General features: G+C 55.1%; 22 protein-coding genes, 1 tRNA gene and 1 rRNA gene. 22 read left to right on the top strand and 2 right to left on the bottom strand.

Annotated features, from left to right (window positions below; translation table 11 throughout):
* The 20 genes from rrf to dkgB form a co-directional block, all read left to right on the top strand.
* Positions 1-92, top strand: a 5S ribosomal RNA gene (gene rrf, locus ACZRKO_RS12225); the annotation flags it as partial.
* An 89-nt stretch (positions 93-181) separates the two neighbouring features.
* A tRNA-Asp gene (locus ACZRKO_RS12220) sits at positions 182-258 on the top strand.
* 396 nt (positions 259-654) lie between these two features.
* Entirely contained in the window at positions 655-1,383 is a 729-nt protein-coding gene (locus ACZRKO_RS12215; protein WP_463737423.1) for a beta-ketoacyl synthase chain length factor, read from the top strand.
* A 40-nt stretch (positions 1,384-1,423) separates the two neighbouring features.
* Complete coding sequence (locus ACZRKO_RS12210) at positions 1,424-2,176, top strand: lysophospholipid acyltransferase family protein (RefSeq protein WP_463737550.1); 753 nt, start codon at positions 1,424-1,426, stop codon at positions 2,174-2,176.
* A gap of 3 nt (positions 2,177-2,179) precedes the next feature.
* Positions 2,180-2,437 (top strand): phosphopantetheine-binding protein, encoded by a 258-nt coding sequence (locus ACZRKO_RS12205; protein WP_463737422.1) that lies wholly within the window; start codon positions 2,180-2,182, stop codon positions 2,435-2,437.
* An 8-nt stretch (positions 2,438-2,445) separates the two neighbouring features.
* The gene (locus tag ACZRKO_RS12200) at positions 2,446-2,700 is read left to right on the top strand and encodes an acyl carrier protein (protein WP_463737421.1); all 255 of its coding nucleotides are present in this window, start codon (positions 2,446-2,448) and stop codon (positions 2,698-2,700) included.
* Positions 2,663-3,298, top strand: coding sequence for a COG4648 family protein (locus ACZRKO_RS12195; RefSeq protein WP_463737420.1), 636 nt, complete (start codon positions 2,663-2,665; stop codon positions 3,296-3,298). Before ACZRKO_RS12200 ends, ACZRKO_RS12195 begins: the two co-directional genes overlap by 38 nt.
* Complete coding sequence (locus ACZRKO_RS12190; RefSeq protein WP_463737419.1) at positions 3,265-4,650, top strand: AMP-binding protein; 1,386 nt, start codon at positions 3,265-3,267, stop codon at positions 4,648-4,650. Before ACZRKO_RS12195 ends, ACZRKO_RS12190 begins: the two co-directional genes overlap by 34 nt.
* Positions 4,647-4,991 carry a 3-hydroxyacyl-ACP dehydratase FabZ family protein gene (locus tag ACZRKO_RS12185; protein WP_463737418.1) on the top strand — a complete coding sequence of 115 codons (345 nt, stop codon included), beginning with the start codon at positions 4,647-4,649 and terminating at the stop codon, positions 4,989-4,991. Before ACZRKO_RS12190 ends, ACZRKO_RS12185 begins: the two co-directional genes overlap by 4 nt.
* Complete coding sequence (locus tag ACZRKO_RS12180; protein WP_463737417.1) at positions 4,982-6,703, top strand: glycosyltransferase family 2 protein; 1,722 nt, start codon at positions 4,982-4,984, stop codon at positions 6,701-6,703. Before ACZRKO_RS12185 ends, ACZRKO_RS12180 begins: the two co-directional genes overlap by 10 nt.
* A gap of 1 nt (position 6,704) precedes the next feature.
* Positions 6,705-7,133 (top strand): acyl-CoA thioesterase, encoded by a 429-nt coding sequence (locus tag ACZRKO_RS12175; protein ID WP_463737416.1) that lies wholly within the window; start codon positions 6,705-6,707, stop codon positions 7,131-7,133.
* The gene (locus tag ACZRKO_RS12170; RefSeq protein WP_463737415.1) at positions 7,130-7,735 is read left to right on the top strand and encodes an outer membrane lipoprotein carrier protein LolA; all 606 of its coding nucleotides are present in this window, start codon (positions 7,130-7,132) and stop codon (positions 7,733-7,735) included. The genes ACZRKO_RS12175 and ACZRKO_RS12170 overlap by 4 nt, the downstream gene beginning before the upstream one ends.
* Positions 7,707-10,031, top strand: coding sequence for an MMPL family transporter (locus tag ACZRKO_RS12165; RefSeq protein ID WP_463737414.1), 2,325 nt, complete (start codon positions 7,707-7,709; stop codon positions 10,029-10,031). Before ACZRKO_RS12170 ends, ACZRKO_RS12165 begins: the two co-directional genes overlap by 29 nt.
* On the top strand, positions 10,028-10,612 hold the full coding sequence (locus ACZRKO_RS12160; RefSeq protein WP_463737413.1) for a DUF3261 domain-containing protein: 585 nt from the start codon (positions 10,028-10,030) through the stop codon (positions 10,610-10,612). The genes ACZRKO_RS12165 and ACZRKO_RS12160 overlap by 4 nt, the downstream gene beginning before the upstream one ends.
* A 1-nt stretch (position 10,613) precedes the next feature.
* Complete coding sequence (locus ACZRKO_RS12155; RefSeq protein ID WP_463737549.1) at positions 10,614-11,786, top strand: beta-ketoacyl-[acyl-carrier-protein] synthase family protein; 1,173 nt, start codon at positions 10,614-10,616, stop codon at positions 11,784-11,786.
* A complete protein-coding gene (locus ACZRKO_RS12150) occupies positions 11,783-12,280 on the top strand; it encodes a hotdog family protein (RefSeq protein WP_463737412.1) in 498 nt (165 codons plus the stop codon). Before ACZRKO_RS12155 ends, ACZRKO_RS12150 begins: the two co-directional genes overlap by 4 nt.
* On the top strand, positions 12,277-13,008 hold the full coding sequence (locus ACZRKO_RS12145) for a 3-ketoacyl-ACP reductase FabG2 (protein ID WP_463737411.1): 732 nt from the start codon (positions 12,277-12,279) through the stop codon (positions 13,006-13,008). Before ACZRKO_RS12150 ends, ACZRKO_RS12145 begins: the two co-directional genes overlap by 4 nt.
* Positions 13,005-14,234, top strand: coding sequence for a beta-ketoacyl-ACP synthase (locus ACZRKO_RS12140; RefSeq protein WP_463737410.1), 1,230 nt, complete (start codon positions 13,005-13,007; stop codon positions 14,232-14,234). Before ACZRKO_RS12145 ends, ACZRKO_RS12140 begins: the two co-directional genes overlap by 4 nt.
* A 2-nt stretch (positions 14,235-14,236) precedes the next feature.
* Entirely contained in the window at positions 14,237-14,896 is a 660-nt protein-coding gene (locus ACZRKO_RS12135) for a 4'-phosphopantetheinyl transferase superfamily protein (protein ID WP_463737409.1), read from the top strand.
* 118 nt (positions 14,897-15,014) lie between these two features.
* On the top strand, positions 15,015-15,818 hold the full coding sequence (dkgB, locus tag ACZRKO_RS12130) for a 2,5-didehydrogluconate reductase DkgB (RefSeq protein ID WP_463737408.1): 804 nt from the start codon (positions 15,015-15,017) through the stop codon (positions 15,816-15,818).
* A gap of 60 nt (positions 15,819-15,878) precedes the next feature.
* On the opposite strand, the gene yafC is transcribed toward dkgB, so the two are convergent.
* Complete coding sequence (gene yafC, locus ACZRKO_RS12125) at positions 15,879-16,778, bottom strand: DNA-binding transcriptional regulator YafC (protein WP_463737407.1); 900 nt, start codon at positions 16,776-16,778, stop codon at positions 15,879-15,881.
* Positions 16,779-16,884: 106 nt separating this feature from the next.
* Between yafC and ACZRKO_RS12120 the strand changes: the two genes are divergently transcribed.
* Both ACZRKO_RS12120 and ACZRKO_RS12115 read left to right on the top strand, forming a co-directional pair.
* Positions 16,885-18,063 (top strand): MFS transporter, encoded by a 1,179-nt coding sequence (locus ACZRKO_RS12120; RefSeq protein WP_463737406.1) that lies wholly within the window; start codon positions 16,885-16,887, stop codon positions 18,061-18,063.
* 267 nt (positions 18,064-18,330) lie between these two features.
* A complete protein-coding gene (locus ACZRKO_RS12115) occupies positions 18,331-19,146 on the top strand; it encodes an endonuclease/exonuclease/phosphatase family protein (RefSeq protein WP_463737405.1) in 816 nt (271 codons plus the stop codon).
* A gap of 68 nt (positions 19,147-19,214) precedes the next feature.
* On the opposite strand, the gene mltD is transcribed toward ACZRKO_RS12115, so the two are convergent.
* Positions 19,215-20,597: a murein transglycosylase D gene (gene mltD / locus ACZRKO_RS12110; protein ID WP_463737404.1), complete on the bottom strand. Its 1,383-nt coding sequence runs from the start codon at positions 20,595-20,597 to the stop codon at positions 19,215-19,217.
* Positions 20,598-20,655: the final 58 nt, after the last annotated feature.

The following is a 20,655-nucleotide window of genomic DNA, read 5'->3' as shown; positions in this document are numbered from 1 at the left end:
CCACCTGACCCCATGCCGAACTCAGAAGTGAAACGCCGTAGCGCCGATGGTAGTGTGGGGTCTCCCCATGCGAGAGTAGGGAACTGCCAGGCATCAAATTAGTTCCTTTTTCCCCTGACAAGGAAAGATAACAGGAACGAACTTATATCAGACGATTGCTGATGTAGGTGAAAGAACCGGTGGAGCGGTAGTTCAGTTGGTTAGAATACCTGCCTGTCACGCAGGGGGTCGCGGGTTCGAGCCCCGTCCGTTCCGCCACTAATTGCACAGACCCTGAATCGAAAGATTCAGGGTTTTTTGCATTTAATTTCCCAAGTATCGGCTTCCCATTGCATACGATTGCAACATTCCTCGTTAGATTCACTTCAAAATCCTGCTTTAAATCGAAAACAATCCATGTTTTCTGCGGCATCTTATTATTTAAAGATGTTTTACTGATATTTAAAATATACAGATCTCATTCTTTTTTTTCTAAAATATATAGATATGAATGCCTGAATTATATTTGTATGAAAAGAACTAAAAGAATAAAAATGTTTATATGCATATTGCAGATGTGCGGTCTTTCATTAATTAGGAATGTTACGGATGCAACTTACCTTGAAATAGAATAAAGTATTTTTCTTTGATGATTGGGTTCGAGATGCATCGCGTATGAAATACTCACTGGATATTCTGGATTGGCGGGCGATTGCGCCGGGTATTAATGATGCATCTCAGTGGGTTACATGGGCTGCAAAGAGCACCACTTTGCCTGTTTCAGATGAACTGGTGAAAAGTCAGCGGATCCCTATGATGACGGCTCGCAGAATGAGTCTTGCAAGCCGTCTGGCCGTTGAAATCAGTCTGGATATTATGGACCATCACTGCGTAGATATGGCTATATTTACCAGCCGCCATGGGGAGCTGGAAAGAACCTATAAGATTCTGCAAAGCCTTGCAGAAGAGGACGATATTTCCCCTACCGATTTCTCAATGTCAGTACATAATACTGCCGCTGGTTGGGTGACGATCGCAGGCAAGAAAATATTTCCGGTGACGTCACTGGCGGCGGGAGAGGATAGTTTTCAGCAGGGTTTACTGGACGCTGTTGCAGCACTCAACACCGGCGCTCAACATGTTTTATTTGTTGATTTTGACGGCACAATCCCCGCTGCTTATGCGCAAAACAGGCCGCCATTACCTGCCCCTTATGCTGTCGCTTTTTTACTCGCGAGAGGGAATCAGTTCACTTTCGAGCGCTTATCTGGCCCTGATATCCCCCTCCCTTCCACGTTGCCTCAAAGTTTGCAATTCCTCCACGAATGGCTCTGTGAAAAGAACTTATTCAGGGTCGATGCCGTGACACATCACTGGCAGTGGACTGCCCAACGTGACGAATAATCCTGTTCAGGCAAGTCTGGTAAACCGGCTGTGGCGCTGGATGGCTACAGGGCTTTTTTTCGCACTTTTCGGAATTGGTGGTCTGGCGCTTTCTCTGGTCTGGTTTACTCTCTTACGTCTGGTCGTTCATCGGGAGGTACGCCTCCAGCAATTGACGCACAGCAGCATCCGCTACAGCTTCAGGTTTTTTCTAAAGGCGCTGCGCCTGGCAGGTGTGATGGACTACCAGATTATTGGTGCAGAGAAGTTTACGCAGGATAAGGGATGCCTGGTTGTCGCCAACCATCCCAGTCTGCTCGATTATGTCTTTCTGGCCTCCTGCATGCCGCGCTGTGACTGTATTGTTAAGCAGGCTTTGCTGGACAACCCTTTTGTTCGCGGCGTCATCAAAGCGGCGGGGTATCTGGTCAATTCAGGCTCAGAGGCATTGATGCAAGCATGTGATAATCGACTGAAGGCAGGAGGAACACTGCTTATCTTTCCGGAGGGCACGCGTTCGGTTGTCGGGCAGCCTATCAGCCTGCAACGTGGTGCGGCTAATATTGCCGTTAGAGCAGGATGCGATGTGCGGATCGTGCAGATCTCCTGTCAGCCGCCAATGCTGACGAAACAGGGCAAATGGTATAAGATCCCTGATACGAAACCTCAGTTTATAATCAGGGTTCAGGGCAAGATTGCCGCCGGGCAATTTTCCGATCAAAACGATCTTTCTCCTGCACTGGCGGCGAGACGTCTTACACGTTATCTCCGGTCCGAACTGATGCGTGTCGACTTTGAAAATAACGAGAAATAAGCAATGGATTCATTAAGTCACGATATTAAAATTCTTATCATCGAAACCCTTAATCTTGAAGGGATGACGCCAGAGGAAATTCTCACGGATGCCCCTCTGTTTGGTGATGGTTTAGGACTGGATTCCATAGACGCCCTGGAATTAGGTTTGGCATTAAAAAAACAATATGGCGTGGTACTTTCTGCCGAAAGCCAAACAATGCGGCAGCATTTTTATTCAGTGGAAACCCTCGCTCACTTTATTTCAGAACAGCGCGGTTGAGAGGGCGTATGCAAAAACAAGAAATTTACCAACAAATCAGCGAGCTGTTGGTCAAGCTGTTCGAGATTGATGAAAGTGATATTAAGCCGGAAGCCAGACTGTATGACGATCTGGACTTAGACAGCATCGATGCGGTTGATCTGGTCGTGCATTTGCAGCGTGTAACCGGAACGAAAATTAAGCCGGAGATGTTCAAATCTGTTCGCACTGTTCAGGATATTGTTGATGCAATTGACGAATTGCTCAACGCCGAACCGCAATAACCTGCTGATGCGCGATCCCCGACGCCCTTCAATTTCACGTACTTCTCTTCTTATTCAGGCAGTGATGGCGCTGTTCATCATTGCCTATCCCTTCGCCGTTTGGCTTGGCGTAACTCACTTTGGCATCAGCGTCCTGGCTCCGATTCTCTTCGCGGTATTTTTGCTACGATTGATGATCCTGCGGAAGAAATCGGGTCATCTGTTGTGGGTGACAAAATACAGTGCGCTGATTGGCCTCCTGCTGGCCGCGACCAGCACATTACTGAATCAGACTCATTTACTGCTCTATTATCCGGTCGTTGTTAACCTGCTTTTACTTATAGTCTTTATGGCATCATTGCGCAGCGCAGTTCCTGTCGTTGAGCGGCTGGCGCGGCTTCGTCATGATGAATTGCCACCTGCCGCCATCATCTACACACGGCGGGTGACCCAAATATGGTGCGTTTTCTTCCTCTTAAACGGAGGTATCGCGTTGTACACCTGCTTTAAAGGCGACATGGCGCTGTGGGCTTTTTATAACGGGGGACTGAGTTACGTGTTAATCGGCACATTGATGGGAGGAGAATGGATAGTCAGAAAATGCATTCTGCGGGTATGAGCTTGCCGATGAAAAACTGGCTGGATGAATCGCGTGATCCACAGCAACCGATCGCCTGGCGGGAGGGCACGGTATGGAATCAGGCCACAATGCGCCATCACGTGCTTATACTCATTCGCCAGATTCGCTCTGCGCCTCATCAGCGCTGGGCGCTTTGTTTTGCGGATAACTACCATTTTGCCGTGGCGATGCTGGCAGTTCTTTATTGCGGGTGTATTCCTGTTTTACCGGGACACTCCCGTCAGCTGCAACTGGAAGAGCAACGACATGAATTCGACGCGCTCCTCACCGATCTGCCGTTAACGATCTCTTGCCCGCTATTCACTTGTGATTCAGCGCAGTTCAGCGCCGCCGACATGAAGGACGACAGCTTGCCTGAATGGCGGGACGATCTGTTTCTGATTTTGTTTACCTCGGGCAGCACCGGATCCCCTCAAAAGGTGATTAAGCCGGTACGTTGCCTTGAGGCCGAAAGCCAGCAGCTTGCCATGTGTTACGGCGAATCCCTTAAGGCGGCCTGGTTTGTTGCCAGCGTGCCCCCTCATCATATGTACGGGCTGACGTTTGGCCTGATGCTGCCGATGTCGCTCGGCAGACCGTTCTCTACAGCGAATCTTGAATACCATGAGCAACTGGTGGAACTGGCTCAGGAACACGCTTTAGCATTGGTCAGCAGTCCTGCTTTTCTCCAGCGTACGGACAGTCACCTCGCGGCAGTTACCTGTTCCCTGGTATTTTCGGCGGGCGGGACACTGCTGGCGGAAGATGCTAACCGAGTCGTCAGGCACTGCGGCGTCTGGCCGGTTGAAATTTATGGCACGACAGAAACCGGTATTATCGCCAGCCGTCAGCAGCAAAAACCTGACTCTCTCTGGACGTTGTTTGAAAAAGTGCAGCTGACCGGGCATCCCGACGATCAGTTTTCCGTATTATCAGACTGGCTCCCACAGCCAGACGGGGTAGTTTTGGGGGATACTCTTCATCTGCTGCCCGACGGCAAACGCTTTGAGCTGGCCGGTCGTAAAGACCGCATTGTGAAAATTGCCGAACAACGGATATCGCTCGGCGAAATAGAGATGCGGTTGCTGGCGATGAAACAGATAACGGACGTCAGCGTACTGACGCTGCAAATTAAAGGCCGGCTCTATATCGCTGCCGCCGTCGTGCTCAGCGAACCTGAACTGCAGGATGAACCGATGACACAACGCGCCCGTATTGCATTCCTACGCGCTGCGCTGCGTGACTGGCTACCTGCCGTGGCAATTCCCCGCTTCTGGCGCTTTGTTCCAGCTATTCCGCTCAATGCGCAGGGTAAGCGCACTTACGCCGAACTACAGGATTTGTTTGTATGAAGATGCCGCAAATAGTGAGCCAGAAAACCGTGGGTGAAAACGCAATCGAACTTACCCTGCGGCTGCCTCCGGAACTGTTCTGGTTCGACGGTCACTTTCCGCATTACCCGATTCTTCCCGGCGTGACGCAGGTTCACTGGGTGATGACCTTTGCCTCGACGCTTCTGGCACTCGACCAGGCTTTTAGCGGGATGGATGTCGTCAAATTCCAGCGTCCCTTATTACCGGGAGATGAACTCCAGCTGAATATTGAATGGCTAAAAGAAAAATCACGCCTGCAATTCCAGTACAGCATAGCGGGAACCCTCGCCAGCAGTGGAAAAATCACGCTATGCGACTAAACGCCGGTGAAAATTTTTCGCCCTGTCTGATCATCCCCTGTTATAACCACGGGGCCACAATGGCCGACGTGGTGTCGCGGCTACAACCCTTCGGGTTGCCCTGCATTGTCGTGGATGACGGCAGCGAAAGTGCCACAGCGCAGGAGCTTGAACGACTCGCCGCCGCGACACCTTGGCTGACTTTGCACCGGCTGACACACAATCAGGGCAAAGGCGCTGCGGTGATGGCGGCGCTGACTCTGGCATTCACACAGGGCTTTAGCCATGCGCTACAGGTCGATGCCGACGGTCAGCACCATCTGGCGGATGTCCCGCGGCTGCTGGCTGAGGCGCAACAGCATTCTGACTGCCTGATCTCCGGCCGCCCGGTGTATGACGACTCAGTACCCAAAGCGCGGCTCTATGGCCGGTATATCACTCACGTCTGGGTATGGATAGAAACCCTGTCGCTGTCACTTAAAGACAGCATGTGTGGATTCCGCGTCTATCCGTTAGCGCCGACCCTGCGCCTGATGTCTGAACGCCCACTGGGCGAGCGGATGGATTTCGACATTGAAATTATGGTCCGCCTCTACTGGCAGGGGACGCGCAGTCGTTTTATCCCGACCCGGGTTATCTACCCGACGGACGGTCTTTCGCACTTCGATACCCTGAAAGATAACCTGCGTATCTCACTCATGCATTCGCGCTTATTCTTTGGCATGTTGCCACGTATTCCACAGCTGTTGCGCCAACGCAGTGTATCGCCTGAGCCGCACTGGTCCGCCACGCAGGAGCGCAAAGGATTGTGGGGCATCCGCCTGATGCTGCGGGTTTATCAGTTGCTGGGGCAAAGGGCCTTCGCATTGCTGCTCTACCCAGTGATTGGCTACTTCTGGCTGACGGGAAACGCACAACGCCGCGCATCACAGCATTATCTGCAACGTCTGGAAGATTTCGCCCGCAAGCAAAATGTCAGCCTGCCTTACCCGCTCAATACGTTTCGCCACTTCATACGTTTTGGCGGTGCGATGCTGAACAAACTCGCCAGTTGGCAGGGAAAACTGCAAAACGTGAGTCTCATCGATGAAGCGTTGTGTGAAGCGCAAATCGCCAGCGGCCGTGGCACGCTGATACTGGCCTCGCATCTGGGCGACATCGAATCCTGCCGCGCCATCGCGGCGCTCGATCAGCGGGTGGTTGTCAACGCGCTGGTATTCACGCAGCACGCCGAACGCTTTAATCAGGTGATGAAAGAGGTCAATCCGCAGGCCAACGTCAATCTGATTCAGGTCAGTGACATGGGGCCGGAAACGGCCATGATGCTGAAAGAGAAACTGGATGCCGGTGAATGGGTGGCAATGGTTGGCGACCGCACTTCTGCCGGGCAGCATCAGCGCGGTGAGTCGCAGGGGCGCGTGAGTTACAGCTCTTTTCTCGGCCACCCGGCCCCTTTCCCTCAGGGGCCGTTTATCCTTGCCGCCGCACTCGGCGCACCGGTCTTCCTGATGTGGGGTATTGAATATGCCGGGCGGCTGAATATCCATTTCGAACCCTTTGCTGACCCGCTGTTATTGCCGCGGGCCACTCGCCACGAAGCGCTACAGCAGGCGGTTGACCGCTACGCCGGGCGTCTGGAATATTACTGCCTGCGGGCGCCACATGACTGGTTCAACTTCTTCGATTTTTGGCAATCTCCGTCTGATACCAGCAATAACCGGAAAACTGACTAACATGAATCTGCAAGACGATCCCCGTTTTCGAACCTGCGTCACGATCACCGTACCCTTTCACGACGTCGATGCCATGGGCGTGGTCTGGCACGGCAACTATTTCCGTTATCTCGAAGTAGCGCGGGAACAACTGCTCAAACAATTTGATTACGGCTACCGGCAGATGCAGGCGTCCGGCTACGTCTGGCCGATTGTCGATACCCGGCTGAAATACATCTCGTCGGTGACCTTCGAACAAAAAATCGATGTCCATGCCTGGGTTGAAGAGGTGGAAAACCGCCTGCGTATTGGTTATCGCATTGTGGATGCCGAAACGGATAAACGCACTACCACCGGCTATACCCTGCAGGTGGCGGTCGATATGCAAACCAAAGAGATGTGTTTTGCGTCGCCACACATTCTGCTGGATAAAATGGGAGTCAGCCTGTGATCCGCACCGTTATTTTTCTGCTGAGCCTGCTCAGCCTGAGCGCACAGGCGGTGACGTTGCCGGAGTTGCAGCAGCGTTTCAGCCAGCAACCCGTTTTGCGCGCGGATTTCAGCCAGCAGCGCACAATCAGTGGCATGAGTCTGCCGCTCAACTCCAGCGGTAATCTTCTGATTGCCCAAAAAAAAGGGCTGTGGTGGCAGCAGGAAAAACCGTTCCTCCTGACTTTACTGCTGACCGAAAACCGCATGGTGCAAACCCTGTCCGGGCAGCCGCCGCAGGTGGTGACGGCGGACAGCAACCCGCAGATGTTCCAGTTCAATGCATTGCTGACGGCGCTGTTTCAGGCTGACCAGCAGGCGCTGGAGCACAATTTCGCACTCAATTTCAGCGACAAAGGTCAGGGCGCATGGCAGTTGATCCTCACGCCGACAACCGCGCCGCTGAACCGGCTGTTTCGCACAATTACGCTCAACGGTCAGGATTATCTCAACCTGATTGATATCAAAGATATGCAGGGTGATGAAACGCATATCCGTTTCTTTAACCAGCGCATTGAGCCTGCGGCGCTGACTGATGCCGAGCTGGCCCATTTTGACCGCTGAACGTCATCGCCAGCTGGCTTTCGGCTGGTTGTTCATATGCCTGATGCTGGTCGCCGCACTGATCTGGCTGCTGCCGCGCAGCCAGATCAACAGCAGCGTACTGGCGTTGTTGCCAAAACAGCAGCTACAGGGTGTACCGGACGATTTATCGCGTGGCTTCAGCCAACGGCTTGACCGTCAGCTGATGTGGCTCGTCAGCCCGCCAGCCGGGAAGGGAAGTGAGGCTGCGCTCGACTGGCTGACGACGCTGCGCCAGTTACCGGCGCTGCGCCAGGTTGTAGGGCTAATGGACGCGCAGCATCAGCAACAGTGGGGCGAGTTCTTTTTTCAGCACCGTAATGCTTTGCTGGATGACGCCACACGTCAGCGGCTGCAAAACAGTGCGCAGGCGCAAAGTCAGTGGATCCTCGGCCAGATGTATTCGGCTTTTGCCGGTGTCAGCGGTAAAGAACTCGCCAGCGATCCGTTGCTGCTGGTGCGTGGATCGCAGCTGGCGCAGCAGCAAAACAGCGGGGGGATGACGCTCGACAATGGCTGGCTCACCGCGCGGGATAAGCAGGGGCGCGACTGGTATCTGATCCACGCCGAACTGAACGCGTCCTCGTACGATATCACCAGCAGCAAGCAGATTGTTGCCCGCCTGAACGGGCTTGAGCAGTCGTTCCGGCAGCGCTTTCCGGGGGCTGAAGTGTTGCAGCGCGGGACGCTGTTTTACAGCAACTACGCCAGTCAGCAGGCGGAACATGATATTTCCACCTTAGGTCTGACGTCGGTCGCCGGGGTTTTTTTACTGATTTTACTGGTTTTCCGCTCAGTATTACCGCTGCTGCTCAGTCTGCTGTCGATAACCCTCGGCGCATTGACCGGCACGGTATTCACGCTGGCGGCATTCGGTGAGATCCACATTATGACGCTGGTGCTCAGCACCAGCATTATTGGCATCTCGGCCGACTACACCCTCTATTATCTGACTGAACGCCGCGTGCATGGCGGGCAGAATACTCCGCTTGAGAGCCTGAAAAAGCTGTTCCCGGCGCTCTCTGTTGCCCTGCTGACTACCGTTGCGGCCTACCTGATGTTGCTGGTTGCACCATTCCCCGGTTTACAGCAACTGGCGGTATTTGCCGCCTCCGGCCTCAGCGCTGCCTGCTTCACCGTAATGTGCTGGTATCCGCTGTTAGCCAAAAATTTGCCGGTCGGTCCCGCGCCGGGGCTGGCGCTGATCCGGAGCTGGCTTAATGCGTGGCAGCACCGCAGGGCGTTACGCATGGGATTACCGCTGATCGTGGTCGTGCTGATTCTGGCCGGATTCAGCCAGCTGAAGATCAACGATGACATCGGCGATCTGCAGGCGTTGCCGAAAGATCTTCAGCAGCAGGAAAGGCAGATTGCCGCGTTAACCGGGCAGACCAACGATCAAAAGTGGCTGGTGGTGTACGGGAAGAACGCCGAACAAACCCTGCAACGGCTGGAAGCTCTCAGTCCGAAATTGCAACAGGCTAAAGTGCGCGGGGTGCTTGATGGCTACCGGCTGATCAGTCTGCCTTCACAAAAGCAACAGCAGGAGGATCTTAACCTGCTGCGCCAGCGCGCACCCGAGGTGTTAAGCCAGCTTGCACAGGCCGGAGTCACGCTCAAACCGGCAGATCTCAGCCCGCAGTGGGTGACGCCATCCGCGTGGCTGGAAAGCGTGGTCAGTCAGGGCTGGCGCTTGCTGTGGCTTTCGCTGCCAGACGGACGCACCGCCACGCTCATCGCCGTCAGTGGCGTGCATGACAGCGCGGCGATGAGCGAGCTTGCCGCCAAGGCTGAGGGCGTAGGTTGGATTGATCGCAAAACCGAATTCAGCCAGCTCTTCTCGCAGTACCGTGTGATGCTCTCCCTGCTGCTGATGCTGGCCGTGGCGCTGATTGCGGGCATTTATCTGTGGCGTTTTCGCCTGCCTCATGGCCTGATTTGTCTTGTGCCGACGCTGCTGTCGCTGGGCATGGGCATGGCTGCGCTCGGTTTCAGCGGACACAGCCTGAATCTGTTTTCGCTGCTGGCGCTGATTCTGGTACTGGGGATCGGCATTAACTACACGCTGTTTTTCACCAATCCGCGCGGCACGCCAACCACCTCGATGCTGGCGATATTGATGGCAGTGGTGACCACCCAGCTGACCTTCGGCATGTTGGTGTTCAGTTCAACGCAGGCCATCAGCAGTTTTGGCATTGTGCTCAGCGCCGGTATTTTTACTGCCTTCCTGCTGTCACCGTTAACGTTGCCCGTTTCAACATCAGGACCTGCATCATGACCCGCCACCTCTTTCCTTTGCTGTTTAGCCTGACCCTGCTCAGCGGTTGCGTGCCTCATCAGGCGCTGAAAGCAGATCACATCACGCCAGCTCAGGCATGGCTGCGGCCCGGCGTTCGGGTTAATTTGCCGGCGCCCACACTGGAAACGCCGGTTAATCAGCAACAGTTGCTTAGCGCCACGGTGGACGGCAAAACCCAGTCGCTGCTGGTGTTGTTGAGTGCGGACGGGCAGTCGCTGCAACTGGCGGGGCTTTCGCCGCTGGGGATCCGACTGTTCAAACTGGTCTACGATCAACAGGGCATCCACACTCAACAGGCGATACATACTGATAAACTGCCGCCAGCCAGTCAGGTGCTGGCGGATATCATGCTGAGCTATTGGCCGGTCAGCCGCTGGCAGCCGTTGTTACCACCGGGCTGGAAGCTTGAGGATAAAGGAATGCGACGCGTGCTGTCGGATCAGAACGGGCGGGAAGTCTCGAGCATCGACTACCTGCCACACGGCAATCAGCGCCAGCCGGTGTCCATTACCCAGCGGGCGTTTCGCTACCAGATAAGCATTCAGAATGTCGGAAACTAACATGATCTTTCTCTCCGCCGTCGGCATGGTCAATGCACTGGGCAATAATCCTGATGAAGTGGCGGCCAGCCTTGAAGCTGGCTACGCGCCGGGATTCCAACACCAGTCGGGCTGGCTGACCGACCAAACGCCGGTCTGGGTTGGGCAGGTGACGGGCGATTTACCTGCTGTTCCCGCGCATTTTCCTGAACATAACAGCCGCAATAATCAGCTGCTGCTGGCGGCGCTGGCGCAGATTGAGCCCGACGTCAACGCGGCGATTGCCCGTTATGGCCGCCAGCGTGTTGCGGTGATCATGGGCACCAGCACCTCAGGGATTAGCGAGGGCGAAGCGGCGGTGCGCCATTACCAAACGCATGGCGACATGCCTGAACACTATTATTATCAGCAGCAAGAATTAGGCGATCCCGCGCAGTTCCTGCAACGTTTTTTGGGGCTGAGTGGCCCGGCTTACACCTTGTCTACCGCCTGCTCATCCAGCGCGCGGGCGATGATCAGCGGTCAAAGGCTGATTGCCGCCGGTCTGGTGGATGCCGCGCTGGTGGGCGGTGCCGACAGCCTGTGCCGCATGGCGATCAATGGTTTTCACAGTATCGACTCCCTCTCTGCCGGGCGCTGTACACCGTTTGCCAAAGACCGCGACGGGATCAACATCGGCGAAGCCTCAGCGCTGCTGCTGCTGACGCGGGAACCCGCCGACGTCGCGCTGCTGGGCTTTGGTGAATCCTCCGACGCCTGGCACATGTCCGCGCCGCATCCGCAGGGTGAAGGCGCTGAGCGGGCGATGCGCATGGCGCTGCAACAGGCGGGGCTTGTGCCGTCTGACGTGGGTTATATTAATTTGCATGGCACGGCAACGCCGCTCAATGACAGCGTTGAGGCCAACGTTATCGACCGGATCTTCGCGGACGGCGTGCCGTGCAGTTCCACCAAATATCTGACCGGCCACACGCTGGGCGCTGCTGGGGCAACCGAAGCGGCGCTGAGCTGGCTGATACTGACACGTAACCTGAACATTCCGTTGCAGGACTTTTCACAGGCTGAGCGAGATGACAGCCTGCCGGAAATCGGGCTGGCACAGACGCCGCAACGGCTTCGAAAACCGGTTATTCTGTCTAACTCGTTTGCCTTTGGCGGCAATAACGCCAGTATTTTGTTAGGACGCCGTTCATGAATGACTCTCATATCCAGGCTTATGCGCCGCCTGCGGCTTATCTGCCGCATACCGCGCCGATGGTACTGCTCGATGAAGTGATGTCGATAGAACCGGAGTGTGCGCACTGCCGTGCCGTGGTCTCAGCTGATGGCGCATTGGCCCCGTTTCTTACTGCGCAGGGGGCGCTGCCTGCCTGGTTCACCCTCGAACTGATGGCACAGACCATTGGCGTGTGGAATGGCTGGCACAATGCGCAGCAGGGCGAGTCGCCGCAACTGGGAATGCTGCTCGGCAGCCGGGGCATGCGCTGCGCCCTGCCTGAGTTTGCGCCGGGTGAGGTACTCGACATGCATATCCAGCAGATCCTGCGTGACAGCAAAATTGCCAGTTTCGAATGTACGCTTTTCATTCATCGTCTCAACCGTGATGAACCGGTGGCTCATGCGCGGCTCAATACCTATCAGCCCGATGCGCAGGATATGATTAAACTTACTCAGGAGAGGCAGCCATGACCCGTTGTGTACTAGTCACCGGTGCCAGCAAAGGCATCGGCCGGGCGATTGCCTGCCAGCTGGCGAAGGACGGTTTTGAGGTGGTGGTTCACTACCACAATGACCGCTCTGGTGCCGAACAGACACTGGCGTCCATCACCGGAGCCGGCGGTTCGGGTCGTATTCTCGGTTTTGACGTCAGCCACCGTGCAGAATGCCGCGAAGCACTCGAAGCCGATATCAGCGCCTTCGGCGCGTATTACGGTGTGGTCAACAATGCGGGTATCACCCGCGATGGTGCGTTTCCGGCGCTGAGTGATGATGACTGGGACAGCGTCATCCATACCAATCTCGACAGCTTTTATAACGTCCTCAAACCCTGTGTTATGCCGATGATTGGTCTGCGGCAGGGCGGGCGTATCATCGCCCTTTCTTCGGTTTCGGGCGTTAATGGAAATCGCGGGCAGGTCAACTACAGTGCAGCGAAGGCCGGTATTATTGGAGCCTGCAAGGCGCTGTCACTGGAACTGGCGAAGCGCAAAATCACCGTGAACTGCATTGCGCCGGGGCTGATTGACACCGGTATGGCGGACATGGAACCCGCAGCTATTGATGCTGCCATGAACATGATCCCACTCAAACGCATGGGCAGCGCTGACGAAGTGGCGGGCCTGGCGAGTTATCTGATGTCGGACATCGCCGGTTACGTGACCCGGCAGGTGATGTCCATCAACGGAGGGATGGTATGACCTGCCGCGTAGTGGTGACCGGCATGAAGGGCATTACCGCTTTCGGCCAGCATTGGAATGAGATCTCACCGCGCCTGCAACAGGGTGAAAATGCCGTGCGCCATATGGACGAGTGGTTGCAGTATCAGGGGCTGAGTACGCATCTTGCCGCGCCAATCGATGACTTTGTCCTGCCAGCTCACTACACTCGCAAGCGTATCCGCGCCATGGGGCGGGTGTCGTTGCTGTCTACGCGCGCGACCGAACTGGCGCTGGAGCAGGCCGGGCTGCTGGATCATCCGGTACTCACGCACGGTGAAACCGGCATTGCATACGGTTCTTCCACCGGCAGCACTCAGCCGCTGAGCGAATTCGCCTCGATGCTCAACGAAAAGCACACCAATAACATCACCGGTACGACTTACGTGCAGATGATGCCGCACACCACCGCGGTGAATACCGGCCTGTTCTTCGGGCTGAAAGGGCGTGTGATCCCGACTTCCAGCGCCTGCACCTCGGGCAGCCAGGCGATTGGCTACGCCTATGAAACGATCAAGCACGGCTACCAGACGGTGATGGTCGCCGGTGGCGCCGAGGAGCTCTGCCCGTCAGAGGCGGCGGTGTTTGACACCTTATTCGCCACCAGCCAGCAGAACGAGGCACCGAAAAAGACCCCGCGCCCTTTTGATGTGCAGCGTGACGGTCTGGTGATCGGCGAAGGTGCCGGTACGCTGATCCTTGAGTCCCTCGAGCATGCACTGGCGCGCGGTGCGAAGATTTACGCGGAAATCATTGGCTTTGCCACTAATTGCGACGCTTCACACATCACCCAGCCGCAGAAGGAGACCATGCAGGTGTGCATGGAAAAATCGCTGAAGCAGGCGGGGCTGACGGCGGCGGAGATCGGATATATCAGCGCTCACGGCACGGCCACCGAGCGCGGTGACATTGCCGAAAGTCAGGCAACGGCGGCAGTGTTTGGTAATAAAACGCCGATCTCATCGATGAAAAGCTACTTTGGACATACGCTCGGCGCCTGCGGTGCGCTGGAGGCCTGGATGGCGCTGGAAATGATGAACGAAGAGCGCTTCTCGCCGACCATCAACCTGAGCGCACCAGACCCGGCCTGCGGGGATCTGGATTACATCATGGGTGAACCGCGCGCCATTCAGACCGAATTTATTCAGTCCAACAACTTCGCATTCGGCGGCATAAATACGTCGCTGATTTTCAAACGCTGGGCATAACGATGTGCCAGTTGCTGAGCGCGACCACCGGTGATGATCTCTCCCTCGGGCGCTTACCTGATGACGTTCTGGCCAGTTCCGGTCAGTTCGCCGCACTTCGCCGTCGCCAGTTTCTGACCGGCAGGGCACTGCTGGCAGAGGCCATGTTCACGCAATACGGTCATCGGATGTTGCCTGCGGTCACGCTCTCTCCGTCAGGCAAACCGGTATTTTCGAACGCCACGCTCCCGCACTTTTCCCTCAGCCACAGCGCCGGCCTCGTGGTGTTGGCACTGTGTGAGAAGGGCGAGATTGGTTGTGACGTGGAGGCTATTCGCCCGCGACCATCGTGGCCCGCGCTGGCACAGGCACTTTTCAGCACCGATGAAAACCAATGGTTAAGCGAACATCATGCGCCGCTGGAAGCCTTCTGGACATTGTGGAGCCTGCGCGAAGCCTGGCTGAAACAGCAGGGGCGCAGCGTCTGGGAGATGGCGTCCGTCGCTATCAGCCCGCAACAACAGCGTTACTGCGCAACGCCAGCTTTCCCGGTGTCGTTGTGGTCGGCCAGTTGGCAAGGACATGCCGTGGCGCTGGCGCTGCCTGAGAATATCTTGCCGCCAACGGGGATGATCCCCCACGAACACTGGATCTGCTATCGGGCGACCGCTCCCCACGATTAATGCTCCAGCATCAAAAGTCTTGTGACGTACCTGTCGTTTTTATCCATGAAATCCCCGTTCATACTCTCTGCATCAGATTGACCGGTTCGCCGGACTTACCTTTAATAAGAGAGAAAATATGAGCATCCCTGCATTCGGTCTTGGTACGTTTCGCCTGAAAGATGAAGTGGTAAAAGCATCGGTTTCTACGGCATTGGAACTGGGCTACCGCGCCATCGATACCGCACAGATTTATGGTAATGAAGCGGCAGTCGGCGAGGCGCTGGCGGAAAGTGGTGTCGCACGTGAGTCGCTGTATATCACCACCAAAATCTGGACCGAGAACCTCGGCGCAGACAAGCTGATCACCAGCCTGAAAGAGAGCCTGAGCAAACTGAAAACCGACTACGTTGACCTGACGTTGATCCACTGGCCGTCACCGGGCAACGCGGTCAGCGTGGCAGAAACCATGCACGCGCTGGTGGAAGCTAAAAACCTTGGCCTGACCCGTGAAATCGGTATCTCCAACTTTACGGTTGCGCTGATGCAGGAAGCCATTGACGCCGTGGGCGCAGAGGCGATTGCTACCAACCAGATTGAGCTGTCGCCGTTCCTGCAAAACCAGACCGTGGTGGATTTTGCCCGTAAAAATGGTATTGCTGTGACGTCATATATGACGCTGGCTTACGGCGATGCGCTGAAAAATGACACTATCATCGACATCGCCGCGCGTCATAACGCTACCCCGGCGCAGGTGGTTCTGGCGTGGGCGTTGCAGTTGGATTATGCGGTGATCCCGTCTTCTACCAAGCGTGAAAACCTGGCAAGCAACCTGCTGGCACAGCAGTTGAAACTGACTGCAACCGATATGGCCGACATTGCCGCGCTGGAGCGCAACGGCCGTCTGGTCAGCCCGGATGGTCTGGCCCCAGAGTGGGATTAACCCTTTCCGTCATCAGCATGAACTGACATCAGACCCACGCTCCGGCGTGGGTTTTTTCGTTTATGGCGGGGATACCGGATGCAGTTTCTCGCTGAGGAAATCGATAAAGCAGCGGATGCGTGTGCTGACCGTCTGGTCGCTGTAATACACGGCGTGCAGCGGCATGGCGATGCGCATGATATCCGGCACCAGCAGTTCAACTAAGTCTCCGCGTTGAACATCCGGCTGGGTCATGAAATCCGACAGGCAGGCGATACCGTTGCCCCGCAGGCAGAGCTGACGCAGCGTCTCACCGCTGCCGGAACTGATATACGGCGTGATGGTCAACTGCTGACCATCGGCGCACAACAGCGGCCATTTATTCAGCGCGAGGACTTCATTAAAGCCGATGCAGCGATGATTTTTCAGGTCGTCGGCATTTTTCGGCACACCCCATTTTTCGAGATAGGCCGGAGAGGCCAGCACGCTGCGATAGCTCAGCATCAATTTGCGCGCCCGCAGACTGGAATCCTCCAGTTCGCCGACGCGGATCGCCACGTCAACCTTCTGGTCAATCAGATTGATGTTACTTTCCGAAGAGAACAGGGCCAGCGTCATTTTGGGGAAGCGCTCAGTGAACTCAGCCACCAGCGGGGAGATCACGTGCAGAATGACCGGCGTGGCGGCGTCAACGCGCAGTAAACCCTGCGGAACGTCGCGGTTCTCCAGCAGCTCATCTTCGGCGGTGGCCATATCCTGCAAAATTTTCTGTACGCGTACAAAGTACCGTTCACCTTCGTGTGTCAGGCTGATTTGCCGCGTGGTACGGTTGAGCAGGGTGATGCCGAGTTTTTGCTCCAGACGTTTAACGGTGCGGCTGACTACCGAGTTGTCCTGCTCCAGCTGCTCAGCGGCCCGGCTGAAACTGCCGGTTTCCACGACGGTGACAAAAGTGATTAACTCTTCCGAACTGGCTTTCATTGTTGTTACTCCAGCAGAAATCATTTGATACTTTGGCTGTTTATGTCATTTAAGCACAAGCAGATAATAGCCGCCATCAAATCGATATTCATTGTGGAGTAAGGCTATGCCGCTTGCATTATTAGCACTGACCATCAGTGCCTTTGCGATAGGGACCACCGAGTTCGTGATCGTCGGGCTTATCCCAACCATCGCACAACAACTTGGGGTTTCTGTTCCGTCTGCCGGTTTACTGGTGTCTATTTATGCCGTGGGTGTGGCCGTTGGCGCTCCGGTTCTGACTGCGCTGACCGGCCGCGTGCCACGAAAAGCGTTGCTGATTGGCCTGATGGTGTTATTCACCCTCGGTAACCTGCTGGCGTGGCAGTCACCGAACTATGGCACGCTGGTTGCGGCAAGGTTACTGACGGGGCTGGCGCATGGTGTGTTCTTCTCGATAGGCTCGACGATTGCCACCAGTCTGGTGTCGAAAGAGAAAGCTGCATCCGCCATTGCCCTGATGTTTGGCGGGCTGACCGTTGCGCTGGTCACCGGCGTACCGCTCGGGACCTTCATCGGGCAGCACTTCGGCTGGCGGGAGACGTTCCTCGCGGTGTCGCTGATTGGTGTGATTGCGATTATTGCCAGCGTTATTCTGGTGCCCAGTACCATTAAAAACAGCCCGGCTGCGCGGATTGCCGATCAGGTTAAGGTGCTGATGAATCCGCGTCTGTTGTTGATCTTCGCCATCACCGCTCTTGGCTACGGTGGCGTGTTCACTACCTTCACCTTCCTGGCTCCGATGATGCAGGAACAGGCAGGATTTTCCGCCGGAATGGTGAGCTGGATTTTGCTGGCCTACGGGATTTCAGTGGCCATTGGCAATATCTGGGGCGGCAAACTGGCCGACAAGCACGGTGCAGTCAAAACGCTGACCATTATCTTTGCAGCGCTGGCCGCACTGCTGATGGTGTTCCAGTTTACTTCAGGCTTTAGCATTCCGGCACTGCTCACGCTGCTGCTGATGGGCGTCTTCGCCTTCGGAAACGTCCCCGGCCTGCAGGTTTATGTAGTACAGAAAGCGGAGGAGGTGACACCGAATGCCGTAGACGTCGCTTCCGGCCTGAACATTGCCGCCTTCAACGTCGGTATCGCACTGGGCTCGGTGATTGGCGGGCAGGTGGTGTCAACTATCGGTCTGGCACAGACGCCGTGGATTGGCGCGGTGATTGTTCTGGGTGCGCTGCTGCTGACCCGTCTCAGCGGCCATCTGGATAAAAAGTCTCAGGCTGCGGTTATCGCTTAATCCATACCTTCTTTGCTTCACATGGCTCACCCTGCGGTGGGCCATGTTCAATCTGCGTATTTCTCCTATCCGATAGCCACTTGCGCCCCTAAAATCATTTCCCGCTAACCTATGCTACTTTGATAATAGAGCACGACCGTCAGATGTGATCAGGTTGTATACGATTGTAAACAGATTTGGCCTGAGCACTGACGGGCGTATACTGAAACGTCCGCTGTCGGGGCTATCCGAACAGCATGATTTTTAATGAGTGAATAGGCGATAAGCGTGCCGAAAAGAACATATGCAATGCGGTATGTTGCAGGTCAACCGGTCGAGCAGATATTTCCAGGTGCATTGGCGCATTTAGGATCTGGATTACCTCCCGGCGCCGCGCTGCCCGATTCAAACACTCTGCGCGTGATGGTGTGGAACATTTTCAAACAGCAACGGGCCGACTGGCTTTCAGTGCTGCAAGGTTTCGGCAAAGATGCCCAACTGGTGCTGCTGCAGGAAGCACAAACCACGCCGGAGCTGATCCGCTTTGCTACGTCGCATTATCTGGCCGCTGATCAAGTTCCGGCCTATATGTTGCCTCAGCACCCCTCTGGCGTCATGACGCTTTCTGCCGCGCATCCGGTTTATTGCTGCCCGCTACGTGAGCGAGAGCCGTTGCTGCGTTTGGCAAAATCCGCGCTGGTGACGGTTTATCCGCTGCTGGACGGGCGCTTACTGATGGTGGTGAACATTCATGCGGTGAATTTTAGTATCGGTGTGGATGTCTACAGCAAGCAACTGGAGACCATCGGAGAGCAGATTGCACATCATAAAGGACCGGTGGTAATGGCGGGGGACTTCAATGCCTGGAGCCGTCAGCGTATCAATGCCTTGTTTGGCTTTGCTAATAACATTCGCTTGCATGAAGTCAGGTTCCCTTCGGATTTGCGCCGTCGCGCGTTTGGGCGGCCGCTGGACTTTGTTTTTTACCGCGATTTGAGCGTCACCCATGCTACGGTGATGGAAACTCAGGCGTCCGATCATAACCCGCTGCTGGTGGAATTTCTGGCGCAGAAGAGTGAGAGCCCTGTCCCTGTCGCTTTGTGAGGGACGGATTCAAGGCACAAAAAAGCACCCGGGAAGGGTGCTTTTTTATGGGGGATGCGCATCGTGCATCAGGTATCTGGCGTTAACTTGTTGCTGACAAACAGCGTCAGTTTATTGCCGGGTTGAAGATTATCGGCACCCGCGTTCCAGCGCATCACATCTTTGATGTTAACGCCGTGTCGCTTGGCAATACTCGCCAATGAATCCCCTTTACGTACCTGATACGTAACACTGCCACCATTACTGCTTACGGAACTAACGCTGTTGTCCGCCACTTGCAGGGTTTGCCCAACTTTTAACGCGCTTGCTGAGCGCAAATTGTTCCAACGCTGTAAATCACGGGTCTTCACATTCAGTCGGGCTGCTATTCCAGACAAGCTATCGCCACTGCGAACCTTGTAGGCTTTTGCACCCGATGGTGTGTTGCTGGCCAGTCGAGTTTCCTGAACCGCAGCGATATCGCCATCAGCCAGAGAATCTTTTAACTGCGCAGCATGCGCCGTCGGTAACACAATGTAGTGAGGGCCATTAGGCGCCGTTACATTCTGCTTGTAACCAGTATTGTACGACTTCAACTTAGTCAGTGACATGCCCGCCATCTCAGCCGCCTGAGTTAACTGCATCTGCTGCCCCACTTCAACACGCGCTAAGGCGCGGTCTTTGCTCGGCGTCGGTAAGCTGATCCCGTATTTTTTACTATTTTTTAAAATATCGCTCAGGGCCAACATCTTCGGCACGTAAATTGACGTTTCACGAGGAAGCGACAATGACCAAAAATCAGTCGGTTTACCTTTCGCTTTATTGGCTTTAACCGCTTGCATTACACGGCCTTCACCACTGTTATACGCGGCAATGGTCAGTAACCAGTCACCACCGAACATTTTGTTCAGGTTTTGCATCATATCAAGGGCTGCCGTTGTCGAAGCCACTACATCGCGACGACCGTCATACCACTGGTTCTGTTTCAAACCATAATTGCGACCCGTTTGGGGCACAATCTGCCACAGCCCCGCAGCGTTAGCTGATGAGGTGGCCTTTGGATCAAAAGCGCTCTCCACTATGGGTAGCAGTACCAGTTCCATCGGCATATTACGTTTCTTAATCTGCTCGGTGATCCAGTACATGTACGGCTCTGCCCGTAATGTTACATCGTGGAGATAGCTCTTATGTTTTAAGTATTTTACTTTTTGTTCACGGATCCGGGAATTTTCCGGAACCTTCATCTTCAGCTCGTCGCCAATGAAGTTCCACAGATTTTTTTGCGCAATGGAGTCGTCACTGTTCAACCATCGCGCCGAGACCACTCGGCCATCATCTGTGTACTCTCCTGCTTCACTTTGACTTGCCGAAGACAAACTCTGTGCATGCTGTTCGGGTATCTTCACGTCCTGCCTGGACGCCTGACAACCCACCAGCAACACGGAGGCGAATATTATCGCTTTTGCCTTCATGTGTGTGTCAACAGTTGCTTAAAAGACAGACGATAATACTTTGCTTAGTCCAAAAAGG

Source organism: Ewingella sp. C233 (genome assembly GCF_055407225.1).
Note: the sequence above shows the minus strand (reverse complement) of the source record. Positions and strands in the feature narration are given on the sequence as shown.